Origin of the sequence: Anabaenopsis elenkinii CCIBt3563 (assembly GCF_015245355.1) — a bacterium.
GTDB lineage: Bacteria > Cyanobacteriota > Cyanobacteriia > Cyanobacteriales > Nostocaceae > Anabaenopsis > Anabaenopsis elenkinii.
The window spans coordinates 905,065-921,967 of sequence record NZ_CP063311.1; the positions used below are offsets into that span (position 1 = coordinate 905,065).

15 protein-coding genes are annotated in these 16,903 nt (G+C 43.4%); 9 read left to right on the top strand and 6 right to left on the bottom strand.

Annotated elements, in window-relative coordinates:
* The first annotated feature begins 36 nt into the window (after positions 1-36).
* The gene (locus IM676_RS04105) at positions 37-1,137 is read left to right on the top strand and encodes a metallophosphoesterase family protein (protein ID WP_200989040.1); all 1,101 of its coding nucleotides are present in this window, start codon (positions 37-39) and stop codon (positions 1,135-1,137) included.
* Position 1,138: 1 nt separating this feature from the next.
* Here IM676_RS04105 and IM676_RS04110 read toward each other — a convergent pair whose 3' ends face one another.
* On the bottom strand, positions 1,139-2,368 hold the full coding sequence (locus IM676_RS04110; RefSeq protein ID WP_200989041.1) for an FIST signal transduction protein: 1,230 nt from the start codon (positions 2,366-2,368) through the stop codon (positions 1,139-1,141).
* Between the two features lie 400 nt (positions 2,369-2,768).
* Between IM676_RS04110 and IM676_RS04115 the strand changes: the two genes are divergently transcribed.
* From IM676_RS04115 to guaA, 5 genes are all read left to right on the top strand, one after another.
* Positions 2,769-3,002 carry a Calvin cycle protein CP12 gene (locus tag IM676_RS04115; RefSeq protein WP_200989042.1) on the top strand — a complete coding sequence of 78 codons (234 nt, stop codon included), beginning with the start codon at positions 2,769-2,771 and terminating at the stop codon, positions 3,000-3,002.
* Positions 3,003-3,352: 350 nt separating this feature from the next.
* On the top strand, positions 3,353-3,946 hold the full coding sequence (locus tag IM676_RS04120) for a DUF3177 family protein (protein ID WP_404799820.1): 594 nt from the start codon (positions 3,353-3,355) through the stop codon (positions 3,944-3,946).
* A 5-nt stretch (positions 3,947-3,951) separates the two neighbouring features.
* Positions 3,952-4,251: a DUF7734 family protein gene (locus tag IM676_RS04125; RefSeq protein WP_200989043.1), complete on the top strand. Its 300-nt coding sequence runs from the start codon at positions 3,952-3,954 to the stop codon at positions 4,249-4,251.
* Positions 4,252-4,267: 16 nt separating this feature from the next.
* A complete protein-coding gene (gene cbiD / locus IM676_RS04130; RefSeq protein WP_200989044.1) occupies positions 4,268-5,383 on the top strand; it encodes a cobalt-precorrin-5B (C(1))-methyltransferase CbiD in 1,116 nt (371 codons plus the stop codon).
* Positions 5,384-5,603: 220 nt separating this feature from the next.
* Positions 5,604-7,223: a glutamine-hydrolyzing GMP synthase gene (gene guaA / locus IM676_RS04135; RefSeq protein WP_225880501.1), complete on the top strand. Its 1,620-nt coding sequence runs from the start codon at positions 5,604-5,606 to the stop codon at positions 7,221-7,223.
* 106 nt (positions 7,224-7,329) lie between these two features.
* Here the strand turns inward: guaA and IM676_RS04140 are convergent, their stop codons facing one another.
* The 5 genes from IM676_RS04140 to IM676_RS04160 form a co-directional block, all read right to left on the bottom strand.
* Positions 7,330-8,178 (bottom strand): DUF6920 family protein, encoded by an 849-nt coding sequence (locus IM676_RS04140; protein WP_200989045.1) that lies wholly within the window; start codon positions 8,176-8,178, stop codon positions 7,330-7,332.
* A gap of 114 nt (positions 8,179-8,292) precedes the next feature.
* Complete coding sequence (locus IM676_RS04145; RefSeq protein WP_200989046.1) at positions 8,293-9,081, bottom strand: ABC transporter permease; 789 nt, start codon at positions 9,079-9,081, stop codon at positions 8,293-8,295.
* 5 nt (positions 9,082-9,086) lie between these two features.
* A complete protein-coding gene (locus tag IM676_RS04150) occupies positions 9,087-10,067 on the bottom strand; it encodes an ABC transporter ATP-binding protein (protein WP_200989047.1) in 981 nt (326 codons plus the stop codon).
* A gap of 62 nt (positions 10,068-10,129) precedes the next feature.
* Positions 10,130-11,776 (bottom strand): ABC1 kinase family protein, encoded by a 1,647-nt coding sequence (locus IM676_RS04155; protein ID WP_200990077.1) that lies wholly within the window; start codon positions 11,774-11,776, stop codon positions 10,130-10,132.
* A gap of 197 nt (positions 11,777-11,973) precedes the next feature.
* The gene (locus IM676_RS04160) at positions 11,974-13,038 is read right to left on the bottom strand and encodes a mannose-1-phosphate guanylyltransferase (protein ID WP_200989048.1); all 1,065 of its coding nucleotides are present in this window, start codon (positions 13,036-13,038) and stop codon (positions 11,974-11,976) included.
* A 119-nt stretch (positions 13,039-13,157) separates the two neighbouring features.
* Between IM676_RS04160 and IM676_RS04165 the strand changes: the two genes are divergently transcribed.
* The 3 genes from IM676_RS04165 (at position 13,158) to murJ (ending at position 16,900) form a co-directional block, all read left to right on the top strand.
* Positions 13,158-14,666, top strand: a complete 1,509-nt coding sequence (locus tag IM676_RS04165; protein WP_200989049.1) for an LCP family protein — start codon at positions 13,158-13,160, stop codon at positions 14,664-14,666.
* Between the two features lie 103 nt (positions 14,667-14,769).
* The gene (locus IM676_RS04170; protein ID WP_200989050.1) at positions 14,770-15,276 is read left to right on the top strand and encodes a pentapeptide repeat-containing protein; all 507 of its coding nucleotides are present in this window, start codon (positions 14,770-14,772) and stop codon (positions 15,274-15,276) included.
* A 19-nt stretch (positions 15,277-15,295) separates the two neighbouring features.
* Positions 15,296-16,900 carry a murein biosynthesis integral membrane protein MurJ gene (murJ, locus tag IM676_RS04175; RefSeq protein WP_200989051.1) on the top strand — a complete coding sequence of 535 codons (1,605 nt, stop codon included), beginning with the start codon at positions 15,296-15,298 and terminating at the stop codon, positions 16,898-16,900.
* Positions 16,901-16,903 lie beyond the last annotated feature (3 nt).

Genomic DNA, 16,903 nt, shown 5'->3' on the forward strand with positions numbered 1-16,903 from the left:
TTTTGTAGCTAGTTTTTAAGATTATCCTCCAAATCAATGGCTTTAAATTTTCGCTTTGCGGTAGTTAGCGACCTGCATATTACTCTTCCTCATACTATCTGGGATCATCCCGGCCGATTTCATCTGGTGGAGGTGAGTATCCCTGCTTTTGAAAGCGCAATAGAACACTTAACGCAACTTAATTTAGATTTTCTCTTGCTACCAGGAGATTTAACTCAGCACAGTGAACCGGAAAATCATATCTGGTTGCAAGAGCGATTAGGGAAGCTACCTTTTCCCAGCTATGTTGTTCCTGGTAATCATGATGTTCCTGTGGTTATGGCCAATGGGCAATCAATTGGGTTTGCTGATTTTCCCCAATATTACCGCAAGTTTGGCTACGAAAATTCTCAGCAACTTTACTATACACAGCAACTCTTACCAGGAGTGCGACTGATTGGACTCAATTCTAACTTTTTTAATGAACAGGGTGAGCAAGTAGGGCGTTTAGATACCCAACAACTGATATGGTTAGAAGAGGTACTCACAGCCGCAGGTAATGAATTAGTCTTGGTGATGGTACATCATAATGTGATTGAGCATCTACCGGAACAATCGCGCCATCCCATAGGTAAGCGGTATATTTTACAAAATTCTGAGGAATTATTAAATATTCTGCGTAATTATGGCGTTAAGTTAGTATTTACAGGACATTTACATATTCAGGATGTTGCTTATTCCCAAGGCGTTTATGATATTACCACTGGTTCCCTAGTGAGTTATCCTCACCCGTATCGGGTTTTCCAGTTTCAACAGGATAACTACGGTAGAGAGTGGTTGCAAGTACAATCATACCGAATAGAAACAGTACCTGAGTTCCCCCATCTGCAACATTTATCACGTCAGTGGATGGGCGATCGCTCTTTCCCATTCTTGCTCAAGTTATTAACTCAGCACCCATTGAACCTACCATTGACAGTAGCAGAGAAAATAGCCCCTGATCTGCGGGAGTTTTGGGCTAATGTTGCCGATGGAGACGCTTTATTAGACTATCCGCAATTTCCCTTAGAAGTGCGTCGCCATCTTCAGAGTTATGGTGCGATGGCCAGTGGTATTCCTACCCTAATTGATAACCACAGCACACTCCTATTAGGGTAGGTTAACTAATCATCGGGCGACAAATTGCAAAAACTGAGGTATACCCATGTACAAATGTATTCCCACCAACAGGCCCTATTTCCCCATTGCAGAAAAAGCCACCTATAGGTACATCATGAATGTAGCGGTTAAATAACTCCGAATCAAAATTGGACTGGCCGTAAAGACCTTGACCACGACCCAGACAGGAAAATATAAAAGCTGCTGCCGGTGGGGAAAATTGTTGCTTTTGATACCCCTGTAGGAGTAGTTCTAAGTCTTGAGCGGAGGCTTGGGCATCACGCAGTTGGAATTGTAGGCGTTGACCAGGGCGGATGACATCGCCAATGGCGATCGCCCCGGCAGATGGATCTACCCCCAAGATGCTGCGAATTAAAAAATCTCCCTGTTGTAAAGACAGCTTAAACTGATCCATCACTAGACCCACAAACAGAGAACGCTGTGCCAGTATCCGCTCTTCTTCACTCAGGCTAGCAATCAAATCTCGTAAAACCATCAGCGGCACTTTGTCATCTAGTTCCAAAATGATATTACGTTCAGCCTTTGTGACTTGCATCGGTTGGCCGATAGGTCGGCATCCTTGAGCTACAATAGTATCTAACACCACATTACCACTCAAAGCCAAGCCTACCGTTCCCTCACGGTACAGACGTTGATGTATCCCCTGGCCATCATGACTACAAAACAGAGATATCTGACTACTACCACCCCCAGAGCTAGCCTGTCCCCCTACTATTACCGAACCCGGGTAGGCAAAATCTAACCCCTGCAATAAATCATTAATTCTTGAAGAAAAGGCACTAGACAGTAAAATAAATTGGGGGCTAGGAGATGGTTGCACACCAATTAAATCTATCCAAGCATCTGGTGAACTATCCAAGTCAGGTAATTCTTCTCCCCGCACATGAAAAACTTCCACATTCACCCCTGGTAGATACCCCAAGGTAAGACTAATAGCAGCTTCTCCCTCTAACTCTTGGGGTTTACCTGTGGCTGTAGTCCCAATTACCCCCAGACCACTACAGCCAATCATGACAGGTACTGAAAGTTTTTCGGACAACAGCGGTAAAACTCGGGAATACTCACTCGCAAAAGCAGACGAAATGAATACCACCCCTAAATCAGCAGGTTCTGTTAATGACGATACAGCCTGTTCTACTACATCTGTAATCGCTGCTTCTAAAGAAGGACGGGTTGATAGGGCATTTGCCCACTGCATTTGCTCTGCCATGAATTTTAGGCTGTTTTTTTTGTTATTCTAGTCAGTAGTATCTGATTTTCCCGTACTACATAATAGTATATTGAAGTACCATATATTGAACCTGGATGATCAGAGACTGGTACTTAAGAAACTTATTATACAATATAACAGCGGAATTAATTCGACCCCTGGCTGATATTTCCCCACTACCATCACGGCTCGTAAAAATTCCTGTCTTTAGTTTACCTTCTTATTGTTGCTTTAAATAATTTTGTGTGGATAAGCTAACTTTTGTATTGATCAAGGACGATTAAGCTAAAATACTTAACGTAACAGCTTCAGTAGTTAGAATGGTAGACGAGCTAACCACAAGACTCCATTCTGCAAGTTTTTATATACTAGGACAAAAACCACACAAAGAGATTTAACTATGAGCGACACCCAAGAAAAAATCCAAGATCAAATCCAAGAAGAAATAGAACACGCCCGTGCTGTCTGTGATATTTCCGGTGGTAACTCTGCTGAGTGCGCTGCGGCTTGGGATGCAGTGGAAGAACTGCAAGCTGAAGCCTCCCACCAGCGGAACAAGAAGCCAAAAAATTCACTCGAACAGTACTGTGATGATAACCCAGACGCTCTTGAGTGCCGGGTTTACGACGACTAAAAAGTAAAATTTTCATTGAATAAGCAAGCAACTATATCTACTTACTGTTATCTTGCACCTGGAGGCTAACCCCAGATCAAATGGAAATCCATCTCTTGTAATAATCTGAGGTTGGGGTCAGTATGTTATCTATACTAGATTCATATAATACCAAAGTTTAAAACTGGGTTTTCTGGGGTTGCTAGTTCATGAATTGGTTGTCAGTTTGTTAACTGTGCCCATAATCCCTTGGGCTGATGCAAGATACTCAAATTTAACTTCTGCCAGTTGCTTGTTTTTTTTTACTTGAAATTGCAGGGATGCGCTGCATAATTGATTTAAATTTATTATTGCTAACCTCAGAAAAAATTATGAGTGAAGTTTGGTTTCGCCAGTTTGTCTGGATGGACTACCGACTGGCATTATTATTTTTAGTATTTATGCCGCTAATACTACTAATTTGGGCATTTGTACAAAAATCTGAAGGAATACAACACCTGTTAACCATTTACTGGCGAGTATCCAGTATATTAGCCATCACGGTCTATTTAATGATTGCTCACTACCCAGTCAGCTTTATCTCTGGCTTTATCGGGCGAATTCTCATTCCTATTTCTCTCTGGTTTTGGGTGGACCTCAATGATGAAATTGACTACCTGCAAGGTAGACCTTTAAAACTGATTTTTACCTCTTGGCGCTGGGGTGTGACTATTTATTCTATTTTGGGTGCAATTTCTCTTGTGCCTTTTTTAGGGTGTGCTGTCTCGGAAACCACTATCAAAACTCCCTATTGTCAAGTTTGGTTTGAAGCGCCCTTACTGTTTAAACAATATTTCCATGGGAATAGCACACCGGCTTTTCTGGGCTTTCTGGGTATCCTGAGTTTAGTAGTTTATGTGGCGTACTTGATCTACTTTGTGCTTGTTAAGCTAGGAAAACAAGGGCGTTCAGCTACACAACACTAGTTGAGATGAATAATTCTTTTGCTAAACGCTTGGAACAATACACCACCAAACGCCCCCAAGAAGTTTTACTGGTAACATTGGAAATCGCCGATCTGCAAGATCAAGTTGCTATTTTTAAAGGTTTCTCTAGTTCCTTGATGGGCCCAACTGCATTTGACCCGGATGTACCAGTTATCCCGGATGAATCAATAATTTTGAGTATTGATCGCATCCACAGCCCTTATAATCCTGAAGCTCCCAATTATATCCAAAAAGGACTTTCTGCGGAAGCTATGGAGAATTTACTCTCAGCAGTTGGTTTGTAATAGTTATTTGATCATCATGTCTGTTTCTGGATACACTCTCCCGGTTTTTGCCTGTGCTGCGGCTATAGCGGCGTTACACTGGTTACGCCATGGCCAAGCTGTAACATCTGTGTCGGTGAACTTGATTTCACCAGCAGAAATGGCAGAAATATCCATTGAACAGGTAGCAGGTCTATCTGACAATATGGCTTTGGCAATTACCCGCAGTCAACCAGGTGATAATCTCGATTTGACTAAAAATACACCAATTTGGGCTGTGGTACAATGGCGCAGGGGAGATGGGGAACCTGTAATTATTCAAGGTGGGGAAGGAGTTGGTAAACAGCTCAATGCTGACTATCAGCCGGCGATTTATGCTTATGCTCACAGGTTGCTACAAGAGAATCTACAGCGAATGCTAGCAGCTGATGAGAAAATCACTGTCAATATTATTCTACCATTCGGGCGATCGCTGGCTGTGCGCACTTCTAATCCTGCTTTTGGGGTGGTAGAAGGTCTGTCTCTGTTGGGGACAAGTGGTATTTCTCAACCTTTGAGTACACCAGAGCAATTAACAGCTTTTCGCATTGAGTTAGAACATAAAGCCAGTCAGTTTGAAACTTTGGTATTTTGCATCGGCGAAAATGGTCTAGATTTGGCGCGTCAACTCGGGATTAATCCTGAACAAATGGTAAAAACTGCTAACTGGTTGGGTCCGATGTTAGTAGCAGCGGATGTGTTGGGTGTGAAAGAAATTCTGTTATTTGGCTATCATGGAAAGCTGATGAAGTTGGCGGGGGGGATTTTTCATACTCATCACCACTTGGCTGATGGACGAAGGGAGATTTTAGCCGCCCATTGTGCCTTGGTGGGTTTAAATTCCCAGGATATACAGTCTGTTTTTGAAAGTCCTACGGCTGAAGCTGCATTAAAATACTTAAAAGCCTTGGATACTGTGACAGGTAGTGATTGGGTTAATCAAGTTTATACTGCGATCGCCCAAGCTATTGATACTCGTTCCCAAGCATACATTCAAAGTCATAGTACCAGAGGCGCAGCAGCAACACTGTGCGGCTCCGTTCTCTTTGATCGCGATCGACAAATTCTCATCAAGAGCAAAATTGGTTGCATATTAATGGAAAAATTGTGCTAGTTTAATATGAATAATCGTAAATAATCTCCATAAATATTTTTTTAGTATCCATCCTCAGATCAGTTATCCTTTCAAAACTAGACCATCAACACTGTCTAGCAAGGGCGGTTAACCTCGCGTTTGTTGGGGATTAACTCAACCATTTACCAGCCTTAGCAGGGAATAAATGGTTTCTACTTGCACCGTAGCGCAACTGTCTACCTTACATTTACAACTCCCCATGAATACATCGGTGACCCTACCAACCGAACCAGCATCTCAAATAGAAAATTTGGGGCTGCTAGATCGTCAAATGATTGTAATTCTCGACTTCGGCTCACAATATTCTGAACTCATAGCCCGGAGAATCCGCGAGACTCAAGTATACTCTGAAGTTCTCTCTTATCGCACAACATCCGAACAATTACGTAAATTAAATCCTAACGGTATCATTCTTTCTGGTGGACCTAGCTCAGTTTATGTGGAACACGCCCCCCATTGTGACCCAGAAATCTGGAATTTAGGTATTCCCGTCCTGGGTGTGTGCTATGGTATGCAGTTAATGGTTAACCAACTCCATGGGGAAGTCGCCAAAGCCGAGCGGGGAGAGTATGGTAAAGCATCATTATATATAGATGACCCCACGGACTTGCTGACTAATGTGGAAGATGGTACCACCATGTGGATGAGTCACGGTGATTCAGTTACCAAAATGCCACCCGGGTTTGAAGTGTTGGCACACACAGATAATACACCCTGTGCTGCCATTGCTGACCACCAAAGAAAACTTTATGGTGTCCAGTTCCATCCGGAAGTAGTACATTCTCTAGGCGGACTAGCATTAATTCGTAACTTTGTCTATCATATCTGCGATTGTCAACCCACCTGGACAACAGAGGCTTTTGTGGAAGAATCCATTCGGGAAATCCGCGCCAAAGTTGGTGACAAGCGGGTACTATTAGCCTTGTCTGGGGGTGTGGATTCTTCAACCCTGGCGTTTTTGCTGTATAAAGCCATTGGGGAACAATTGACCTGTGTGTTTATTGACCAAGGCTTTATGCGGAAGTTGGAGCCAGAAAGGTTGCTGAAAGTCTTTAAAGAACAGTTTCATATTCCTGTAGAATATGTTAATGCTCGCGATCGCTTTTTATCCATGATTACTGGGGTGACAGACCCCGAAGAAAAGCGCCGGCGGATCGGACATGAATTTATCCGGGTATTTGAAGAAACATCCAAACGCCTGGGACATTTTGACTATTTAGCCCAGGGTACTCTGTATCCAGATGTCATCGAGTCCGCTGATACTAACGTAGACCCGCAAACCGGGGAACGGGTAGCAGTCAAAATTAAAAGTCATCATAATGTTGGTGGCTTACCCAAAGACCTGCGGTTTAAACTAGTGGAACCATTGCGGAAACTCTTTAAAGATGAAGTCCGTAAAGTCGGGCGTTCCATTGGTTTACCAGAAGAAATTGTACAACGCCAACCTTTCCCCGGCCCTGGTTTAGCAATTCGCATTTTAGGGGAAGTCACGGCGGAACGGTTGAATATTCTCCGTGATGCTGATTTGATTGTGCGCCAAGAAATTAACAAGCGTGGTTTATATCACGATGTTTGGCAAGCATTCGCTGTGTTACTCCCAATTCGCAGTGTAGGCGTGATGGGGGATAAACGCACCTATGCTTATCCTATTGTTCTGCGTATTGTCACCAGTGAAGATGGTATGACTGCTGACTGGGCGCGCGTACCTTACGATGTCTTGGAAGAAATTTCTAATCGCATTGTTAATGAGGTGAAGGGGGTTAACCGTGTAGTTTATGATATTACTTCTAAGCCCCCTGGAACTATAGAATGGGAATGATTTCCGGTTAATGTCAACCACATATGGACACAGATGGCAACCGATAGGTACTGTGTCCAGTGGTTTCAATTTTACGCAGCAATTCCCGTCAGGAGAATCCCATAGGCTATGATTGAAATTTAGCCTGTTTAATTGTGCATTTAAAGAAATCAAAGTAACTATCTGTACCAAACCACCAACCGACATTGACCTGAGAAGGAATGGTAAAACCACCAAAAGTTTGATCTGCGTGACATTTGCCTCCAAAGGGAATATACCGCCATTTGCCATTCTTGGTCTGATTTCCCCAACGGGGAGAGGAAATTTGTAAAACTTTGCCATCAGTATCAATAACTAGGGTCAGGGTAACGGGTTCATCATTGATCTTCAGGCTGGCTTGGATGATGTTGTCAGAAAGTGCTTGCCACTTTACCCCCTGCTGGGGTAACAAGGCAGATGGTAACCAGACAAATTCTTGTACTAGCCGCCCAATGCTAGAACGAAGAGTATTGCGATCATGTACGTTGATAATCGGGATTAATCCCCAGAGTCCAAATTGTACTCTCCCTAAACCATTAATCATGTAATAATCAGCACCATCAAGCTGTAATAGTCTACTACCGATGATAGCTTTCCACACAAATCCTTGTGATGTGATGAGTTCTTGACAGCGCATAGAAAGCCAAGATTTATCCGGTCCCAATCTGAACCGCCCCTGCATCTTTAATTGATTAGCATGAGCCAAGGGTGTACCCAGAGCAATGGCGTGTAAGAAGTAACGCTGTACAGGGGTAGGTAATCCGGCGATCATTTCTTCACTAAAGTATTCCTGTGTCGGGGTGGCCTGTGAAGAACACAGGGAACACAGTCGCCACATTTGGTTGACCTGGTGATTAGTTCTGATTTTGAGAATGAGCAGAATCAAAAATGCGATCGCCAACAGTATAAAAATGCCAATGAGAATGTTTATGGACATAAAAACACACCTAGTTAATATAAATTAAATAACATACAAATGTGTGTTTTGACACCACTCACCTTTGACATTTACCAACAACCACCCCTCTACTGACTAAAGTTTGAGGTAATTTTACGCACCCATACCAGAATAACGTTTCAGTCCCCCACGCCACAGCAGACGATTCAGAGCGAAAAATATGAGTATCCAGGCTAAAATCGCTAAGAATCCCCCTGCAACATCAACAGGTAACCCTACCAAAAGACTGACTGGAAAATGAATCAAATAAGGGAAAGGCGTAAACATCACTAATGTGCGCACAGTTTCCGGAAAAACATCCAAAGGTGCAATTAACCCAGACAAAAATAAATAAAATAGAAACCAGAAGTTTTCTAAAGCACTAGCTCGTTCCGTCCAAAAAGCGAACATAGCAAAAGTATACTGAATCACAAAACGTAAGATAAAAGCTAGTATACACGCCAGACAAAAGAGTAATAATTGCCACCAACTAGGTAACCAAACAGCTTGAGGATAGAGGGTAAAAAACAAGAAAACTAGTAGCACTGCAAAGGGTAGACGCGCCACCCTTTCGGAGAGATGAGCAGCGACATGGCGCCAGACTGGATCTAGGGGTTGCAATAACCGTGATGATAGCTTACCCTCAACTATCTCCTTTTCAAACTCCCAAATTACCCAGACAACAGTAACTTGTCGCACAAAGAAAACTGTGATGAAATAGCGGGCAAAATCTCCTGGTGTCAGACCAAACTCCCCACTTTGGGCTGCTTGTATCCAGACACCCATCAAAATAATGGGTAAAGCCCCAGACAAAACCCATAAAATCAATTCCGCCCGATACTCAACCATATAGGCGTAGTAAACAGACAGCAAAGTCAAAATTTTTCTAATAATTTTTTTCACTGAAACTACACTACTCCGGCCTGAAACACTCTGCCAATCACTTCTTCTATTGGTGGCTCAGTCACTGTTAAATCGATGACCTCTAAATCTGCCAAAATCTGAGATACTGTACTAGTCAGGGTTTCTCGTGGTACAATAAAACTCACTGCACGCCCCTCTAAGAACTGAATATCACCGTAAAACATGAGTTTTTCTTTAGGTAGCGGCTCGGTTAACTCAATATGGATTTCGCGGTAAGGTGCGAAATTTGCCACCAGTCCATCTAAACTACCGTCGTACATCAGCTTTCCTTGGTGAATCAATAGTACCCGCTGACATAAAGCAGTAATATCAGCCATATAATGACTAGTTAATAATACTGTAGCTTGATAACGGCGATTATACTCCCGTAAAAAATCCCGTACCGCCACCTGAGCATTGACATCTAGTCCTAGTGTCGGTTCATCCAGAAACAATACATGAGGATGATGCAACAGTGCTGCTAACAGTTCAGCTTTCATCCGTTCACCTAAAGATAATTTCCGCACTGGTTGGGTCAGCTTTCCTTCGAGATTCAACATCTGTGTGAATTCTCCGACTCGGCTGTGAAATTCTTGATTGGAGATGTTGTAAACAGCAGCGTTGATTTTCAAAGAATCTAGGGCTGGTAAGTCCCAAAGTAACTGCTGTTTTTGACCCATGACCAAGGTAATTTTTTGCAGAAATCTTTCTTGGCGCACAAATGGCACGTATCCCGCCACTCTCACAGTACCGCCAGAAGGTTGAATCAGCCCTGTGAGCATTTTCAGAGTGGTAGTTTTACCAGCACCATTAGGTCCCAAAAAACCCACCACTTCACCGGGTGCAATTTCAAAGGAAACATCCTCTACTGCTTTAATAGAGCGGTAAGTGCGCCGGAAAAAGTGGGTTAGCGTGCCTTTTATACCCGGCTCCTTAACCGCCACTGGGTAAAATTTACAGAGATTTTTAACAGTAATAACTGACATATAGCATTTTCCTGTAGCGGTGAGATGGAAAATTATCCCTGATCAACAAGAACTATGACCAGTTACTTTAAACGCCCAGAGCGTAAAATACTAATAACTAGCCACAGACCTAATAAACTAGCAGCAGCAAAGAGGACACTGCTTAAAAATGAGAGTTGAGTAGTTTGGGCTTTGGTAGAAATAATAGCCGCTCCCATAATCAGAGAACCTACTAGAATACTAAAAGATAATCTGTTAGCCGCGTCATCCAGAGTGCGCCGCATACCATCTAAACCACCCAGGGACAGATTCCACTGTAAGGTTTCCGAGGTAACTCGCTCTAATAAGAGTTCAATTTGCCGGGGAGATTGTAATGATAAACTCTTAATGTCTAGGGCAGTTCTCAATAGGGATGGTAGTGGATTACTCCCTAGTATTTGACGTCGAAACAGGTCTGTAATTAATGGCTGGATTTCGTCAAATAAATTCACTTGTGGGTTGAATACACGAGCTACCCCTTCTAAGTTAGCTAGGGTTTTGGCATATAAGCCCATATTGCTGGGTAAGCGAATTTTATTTTGGCGGGCCAGTTGGAGAATTTCATAGATTATGTGACTGAAATTCATATCACTCAAGCTGACATGATGATACTTCCGCAACATGCGATCATAATCATTTTGTAAGCGGGACAAAATCACCGGACCAGAAGAATCTGCTAACTGTAAAGTTAGTTGAGCGCATCGACCCGCATCTAAATCAATGATGGCTAAAAGCATTTCTGTTAAAACCTGCTGGGTACGCGGATCAATTCTGCCCACCATTCCACAGTCTAAAAGGGCAATGCGACCATCTGCGAGATAAAATAAATTCCCAGGATGGGGATCAGCATGAAAGAAGCCATCAATATATAGTTGCTGGAAAAAAGCCCGAAATAGCAAAGTAGTGATTTCTCGGCGTTGGGTGTGAGCATCGTTACCTTTTTCCTTGGGGATTAAGTTCGCGTCCAGTAAAGGTACTCCATCTAGCCATTCCATGACTAATAATTTCTGGGTGGTCAATTCCCAGAAGATTTGTGCAACAACCAGTTGGGTGGGGTCAAACCAGCGACTACGGGATAAATTACCCCGCAGCTCCTCTGTAAAACCTGCTTCCCGTGTAAAATCTAACTCGTCTTCTAAAGCTTTGGTAAATTCAGCGGCGATCGCTTTGATTTCGTAAGTTTGCCCAAACTCTGTCCGCGCTACTAAATCGGCAATACCTTGAATTAAAGCGATATCTTGAGTAACTGTGACATCAATTCCCGGACGTTGTACCTTGAGAGCAACTTCTCGACCATCTACTAATGTAGCTCGATGAGTCTGAGCGATTGATCCTGCTGCCACAGGGACATGATTAACTGTGCTAAATATTTCTGCGAGTGGGCGTTTGAGTTGCTGACGAATTAATACTTCTATTTCTGACCAGGGAACTGGGGGTACCTCGTCCTGGAGACTGGATAACTCCTCAATGTAGGCTGCGCTGAGTAGGTCTGGCCGGGTGGAAAGTAGCTGACCGAGTTTGACATAAACTGGGCCCAAATCCACCAGGATATTCTTTAAAACCGCAGGTGTGGGTAGTTGAGGTTCATCAGCTTGACCACCGGTGAGTAGTCTGCGCATATAGTCCCAGCCATTGCGGAGGACTACTTCGATAATTTCTCTTTGACGGGGAACAGTTTGGGTAAGGAACATTCTGGGGAAATAGGGGGAGAGGGGGAAGAGGGGAAGTAGGGAATCGAGATAGTACAGCACGGGTCTAAAATCAAAGTCTCATGACCGGGGCGCTACTATTCCCTGCTCCCTAAGTCTTGCCAACACACATATCAGTTATAATGAATGCAACCAATCCTTAGCCTCTGCTCGGGGTTTTAACTCTCAGAGCCTAGGATTTATAGCAGTTCAGTAAATCGGGGATCATCTGCGAGGGTTTTGAGAATGTGTTTAATTTCTTGAGTGCGATTTTTATTGACTACAAGAGTCACATTGCGATCGCGCACAATTACAACATCCTCTAAACCAATAGTAACAATGACATCTTCTGGATTGGTAGCATAAACAATAGTACCCTGGGTATCCAATCCCACGTGTGTAGCAACTTCTACATTTGGATTTTCAGGTTTTTTCAGTAAGCGCTCCAGTGCATTCCAATCTCCCAAGTCATCCCAACCAAATTCAACTGGCAAGACGTATGCTAAATTTGTCTTTTCCATGAGTGCATAGTCTATACTCTGTTTGAGCAACTGGGGATATATATCAGGGCCTAGTTGTTCTAATGGTTCAATAATTTCTGGCACATGGGTATAAAGTTCCTTGAGAACTACCCCAGCCCGAAACACGAACATTCCGCTATTCCAGCTAAAACGCCCCGTAGATAGAAAAGTCTGTGCTGTTTCACGGTTAGGCTTTTCAGTAAAGCGGTTGACGTGATAGGCTGGCAAATCATTAAATCTACCAATATTTTCGCCTTGTTCAATATAGCCGTAACCGGTGGATGGGAAAGTAGGCTTGATCCCCAGAGTGACAATCGCCTCTGTGCTTGCCGCTAGCTGGGTAGCAGCATCTAAGGTGCGTATAAATGCTTCTTGGTCAGCTATCCAGTGGTCAGAGGGAAAAAAGCCGACAATGGCGTTTTCTCCATAACGCCGTTTAATTTCCAAACTTGCCCAAGCAACAGCCGCGGCAGTATCCCGTCCCTGGGGTTCAATTAATAAATTTTCAGATGGTAGCTGTGGGAGTTGTTCTTGGATACCAGGGGCTATCTGACTCGAAGTAATGACCCAGAGGTCATTCCAACCGCTGGTAACGGCTAATAACCTATCGGCAGTTGCTTGTAATAAACTTCTAGAGCTACCATTAAGGCTTAAAAATTGCTTAGGTCTATCTTGGCGACTGAGAGGCCAAAAACGCTCACCTTTGCCTCCAGCTAAAATTACAGGGAACAGTAAATTACTCATGTTATCTACAGACTTAGGTCAGATCATTATCAGTGTACAGTGAGCTTTTGGCTTGGTAGGATTTGTGGCTGCAATTAACAGATATTAAAGTAGGTAGTGGTTGATTGGGGAGATAATTTGTGATTAAGCAATTTCAATGGTTAGAAAATCAGGTGACCTTTCAAGACGTACCCGAGTTTGAAGTCGAGCAAAGAACTCAACAGGTAGCATGGCCAGAAAATAGTCTCTTAATTCAACAGCCATCACCATCTGAACTGGAAATAGTCCCCCAGGAGCCAGGAACTATTTCCCCGAGTGTTGTTGAATCTGTGAGTGTAATTCCCCGGGATATTTACCAGAGGTTAGGCTTGACACTACCTCGATGGGTACTGTGGACATTGACCACAGTCTTGGGGATCATTTTTTCCAGTCTGTTGGTATCTGCTTTGGCACTGTGGACTCCACTATGGAGTAGTCTTGATCGAACCGATGAAGAATTGCAATTTTCCGGTCAAGATGATCAGAAAATGCCTTTACCTGGGGAATTATGGTCGAAAATTTCCCAGTATAAGCTGTCACGGCCAATGAATATTTTGATTATGGGAGTTGATCCGGTGCCAGGTAGTATTGATGGGTCTCCGGAAAGTTTTACAGGAACCAGTGATACCATGTTGTTGGTGAGACTCAACCCTAGGGATAAAACTATGCGGGTGCTGTCAATTCCAAGGGATACTATGATTGCTATCCCAGAACGAGGTTTAACTAAGGTGTCTGAAGCCAATGCTCAAGGCGGTCCGGTTTTAGCAGCACGGGTAGTTAGCAGGACTTTAAATAATGCTCCCATACATCGATACCTGCGTATTTCCACTAGTGGACTTAAGCAGTTAGTTGATCAATTGGGTGGGGTTGATGTTTTTGTACCCCAAGGTATGCAATATCAAGATTCTAGCAGTCAGATGCCCGTTAATTTACCTAGTGGTTGGCAAACCCTCAACGGTGAACAAGCAGAACAATTTGCTCGGTATCGCGAACCAGGATTAGGGGATTTACCACGAGTACAACGACAGCAAGTGCTAATTAAGGCCTTACTGCAACAGGTCAATAGTCCGACTGTGTTACCGAGATTACCTCATTTAACCCGTCTGATGCGCAAATATTTTGACACCAATCTCAAAATAGAAGAAATTATGGCCTTAGTAAATTATTCGGTGAACCTGGAAGAGGATAATTTGCAGATGACTATTCTACCAGGTAATTTCAGCCGCTTTAGTCAAGACCCCAATAGTTATTGGCTAAATCTCAATAAACAGCAGGCTCTATTGAATAATTATGTGGGGGTAAATGTACCTGGTGTTGAGGCCGATGTACGTCCAGTTGAGAACCTGAGAATTGCTATTCAAAATGCTTCCAATCAACCCCAGGTCACTGAAAAAGTTATTGAGTATCTCAAACAAAAAGGTTTTACAAATGTTTATGCGGTGTCCGATTGGCCTGATCACCACAGACAAACTCAGATTATTGTTCACAGAGGAACCCGAAGCACGGGGATTAAGCTTCATGAGGTGATCGGCTTGGGTAGAATTAATGTCTCAGCAACTGGGGATTTAGAATCGGATATCACCATTCGTATTGGTCAAGATTGGAAATAGTCATCGGTCATTAGTCATTAGTCATGATTTGACTTTTGTTTCCCCCCGGGGTCATAGTTTACTAGACTATTGGCTAATGATGAACAACAAAGTTTTTAGGGTTATGCAACAGTTTTTACTGAAATTAGTTAGTTTGCTGGTAATTGTGGTTTTTACTTGGTTATGGGTGCTAATTAATCCTCAAACCGCCTTTGCTCAAATCAACACCATCAACTATAGTAATGCTAGTCTCGAAAATCGTGATTTTTCTAACGCTGATTTGTCTGGGGTGACTTTTGTGGCGGCGGAAATGCGGGATACCAATTTTCAAGGGGCAAATTTAACTAATGCCATTCTGACTAAGGGGGTGTTATTAAATGCTAATTTGGAAGGTGCAAATCTCACAGGGGCTTTAGTTGACCGAGTGACTATGGATGGGGCAAATTTAAGGAATGCTATTTTTACAGAAGCAACTATGACCCGGAGTCGGTTTTTTGATGCGGACATCACTGGTGCTGATTTTACAGATGCTTTGATAGACCGCTATCAAGTTTCTTTAATGTGCGATCGCGCTGAGGGTATCAATCCCGTTACAGGGGTGGCGACACGAGATAGTTTAGGATGTCGGTAATAGTTGTCAGGTATAGTAAGTGACTCAAGAAGACCAGAAACCCCGTCGCTCCTTGGCGGGAATTGCCGGCATAGTAGCCGCCGCTACATTAATTAGTAAAGTCTTTGGTTTAGTGCGACAGCAAGCGATCGCCGCGGCTTTTGGTGTTGGGGCTGCGGCTACTGCTTACAGTTACGCTTATATTATTCCGGGTTTTCTCTTAATCTTACTGGGTGGCGTCAATGGACCATTACACAGTGCGGTCGTCAGTGTCTTAGCCAAGCGCCCACGCTCAGAAAGCGCCCCCCTGGTAGAAACGGTAACAACTCTGGTAGGTGGATTACTCCTACTGGTGACCTTGGCTCAGATTTTCTTTGCTGATATCATCATTGATATTGTTGGTTATGGTCTAGAATCGACTACCAGGGCGATCGCCATTCAACAGATCCGCATTATGGCACCCATGGCCTTATTTGCGGGTTTAATAGGTATTGGTTTTGGTACCCTCAACGCCGCTAATCAATATTGGTTACTTTCCATCAGTCCCCTATTATCAAGTGTAACTGTCATTGCTGGCATTGCCATCTTAACCGGGCAACTAGGTAAAGATATTATTAAACCAGAATACGCCTTCATCGGTGGTATGATCTTAGCTTGGGGAACCTTAGGCGGCGCAATTCTTCAATGGTTAGCCCAGTTAATCGTCCAGTGGCGCTTAGGACTAGGTACATTGCGCCTGCGGTTTGATTTTAAATCCCCCGGAGTGCAAGAGGTGATCAAAATTATGACACCGGCTACTATTTCCTCCGGGATGATGCCGATTAATGTCGCCACAGACCTTTACTTTGCCAGTCCTATCCCCGGTGCAGCGGCTGGGTTTAACTATGCCAATCTCCTAGTACAAACTCCCCTAGGTATTATCTCTAATATTATTTTGTTACCTTTATTACCAATATTTGCTAAGTTAGCGGCTCCCGAACATTGGCCAGACCTAAAGTTACGCATTCGCCAAGGAATTTTACTCACCGCGGTCACCATGCTACCATTGGGGGCGTTAATGGTGGTGTTATCTGTCCCCATCGTAGAGATCATATATCAACGGGGTGCTTTCCAACAACAAGCCACACAGCTGGTTTCATCCCTGCTGATTGCCTACGGTGTGGGGATGTTTGTATATTTAGGGCGGGATGTGTTGGTACGGGTATTTTATGCTCTCGGAGATGGACAGACACCTTTTAGGATCAGTGCTTTTAACATCTTCCTTAACGCTCTACTTGATGGGATTTTGGTTAGACCTTTTGGATCTACTGGGATTGTTTTAGCAACAGTAGGCGTCAACTTTAGTTCTATATTAATGCTATTATGGTTCCTTGACCGTAAACTCAATGGTTTACCTTGGCGTGAGTGGAGTATACCAATTTTAGGTTTAACTGCAGGTAGTGTTGCGGCTGGTTTTGCTAGTTTTGGTACTTTAGTTAGTTTACAGCAGTTGTTGGGTACACAGGGGTTAATCATTCAATTGTTACAGTTATGTGTATCAGGTTTAGTGGGTATCTTGGTATTTGCTATCATTGCCTCATCCTTGAAAATACCAGAGGTGAATAGTTTTGCGGTGGGGATGCGTCAACGATTTTTGAAGAGATAGTAG

Bases quoted from the DNA above. Each gene is read 5' to 3' on its own strand.
- IM676_RS04105 (WP_200989040.1), top strand. From the start codon at position 37: ATGGCTTTAAATTTTCGCTTTGCGGTAGTTAGCGACCTGCATATTACT.
- IM676_RS04110 (WP_200989041.1), bottom strand. From the start codon at position 2,368: ATGGCAGAGCAAATGCAGTGGGCAAATGCCCTATCAACCCGTCCTTCT.
- IM676_RS04115 (WP_200989042.1), top strand. From the start codon at position 2,769: ATGAGCGACACCCAAGAAAAAATCCAAGATCAAATCCAAGAAGAAATA.
- IM676_RS04120 (WP_404799820.1), top strand. From the start codon at position 3,353: ATGAGTGAAGTTTGGTTTCGCCAGTTTGTCTGGATGGACTACCGACTG.
- IM676_RS04125 (WP_200989043.1), top strand. From the start codon at position 3,952: ATGAATAATTCTTTTGCTAAACGCTTGGAACAATACACCACCAAACGC.
- cbiD (WP_200989044.1), top strand. From the start codon at position 4,268: ATGTCTGTTTCTGGATACACTCTCCCGGTTTTTGCCTGTGCTGCGGCT.
- guaA (WP_225880501.1), top strand. From the start codon at position 5,604: ATGAATACATCGGTGACCCTACCAACCGAACCAGCATCTCAAATAGAA.
- IM676_RS04140 (WP_200989045.1), bottom strand. From the start codon at position 8,178: ATGTCCATAAACATTCTCATTGGCATTTTTATACTGTTGGCGATCGCA.
- IM676_RS04150 (WP_200989047.1), bottom strand. From the start codon at position 10,067: ATGTCAGTTATTACTGTTAAAAATCTCTGTAAATTTTACCCAGTGGCG.
- IM676_RS04155 (WP_200990077.1), bottom strand. From the start codon at position 11,776: ATGTTCCTTACCCAAACTGTTCCCCGTCAAAGAGAAATTATCGAAGTA.
- IM676_RS04160 (WP_200989048.1), bottom strand. From the start codon at position 13,038: ATGAGTAATTTACTGTTCCCTGTAATTTTAGCTGGAGGCAAAGGTGAG.
- IM676_RS04170 (WP_200989050.1), top strand. From the start codon at position 14,770: ATGCAACAGTTTTTACTGAAATTAGTTAGTTTGCTGGTAATTGTGGTT.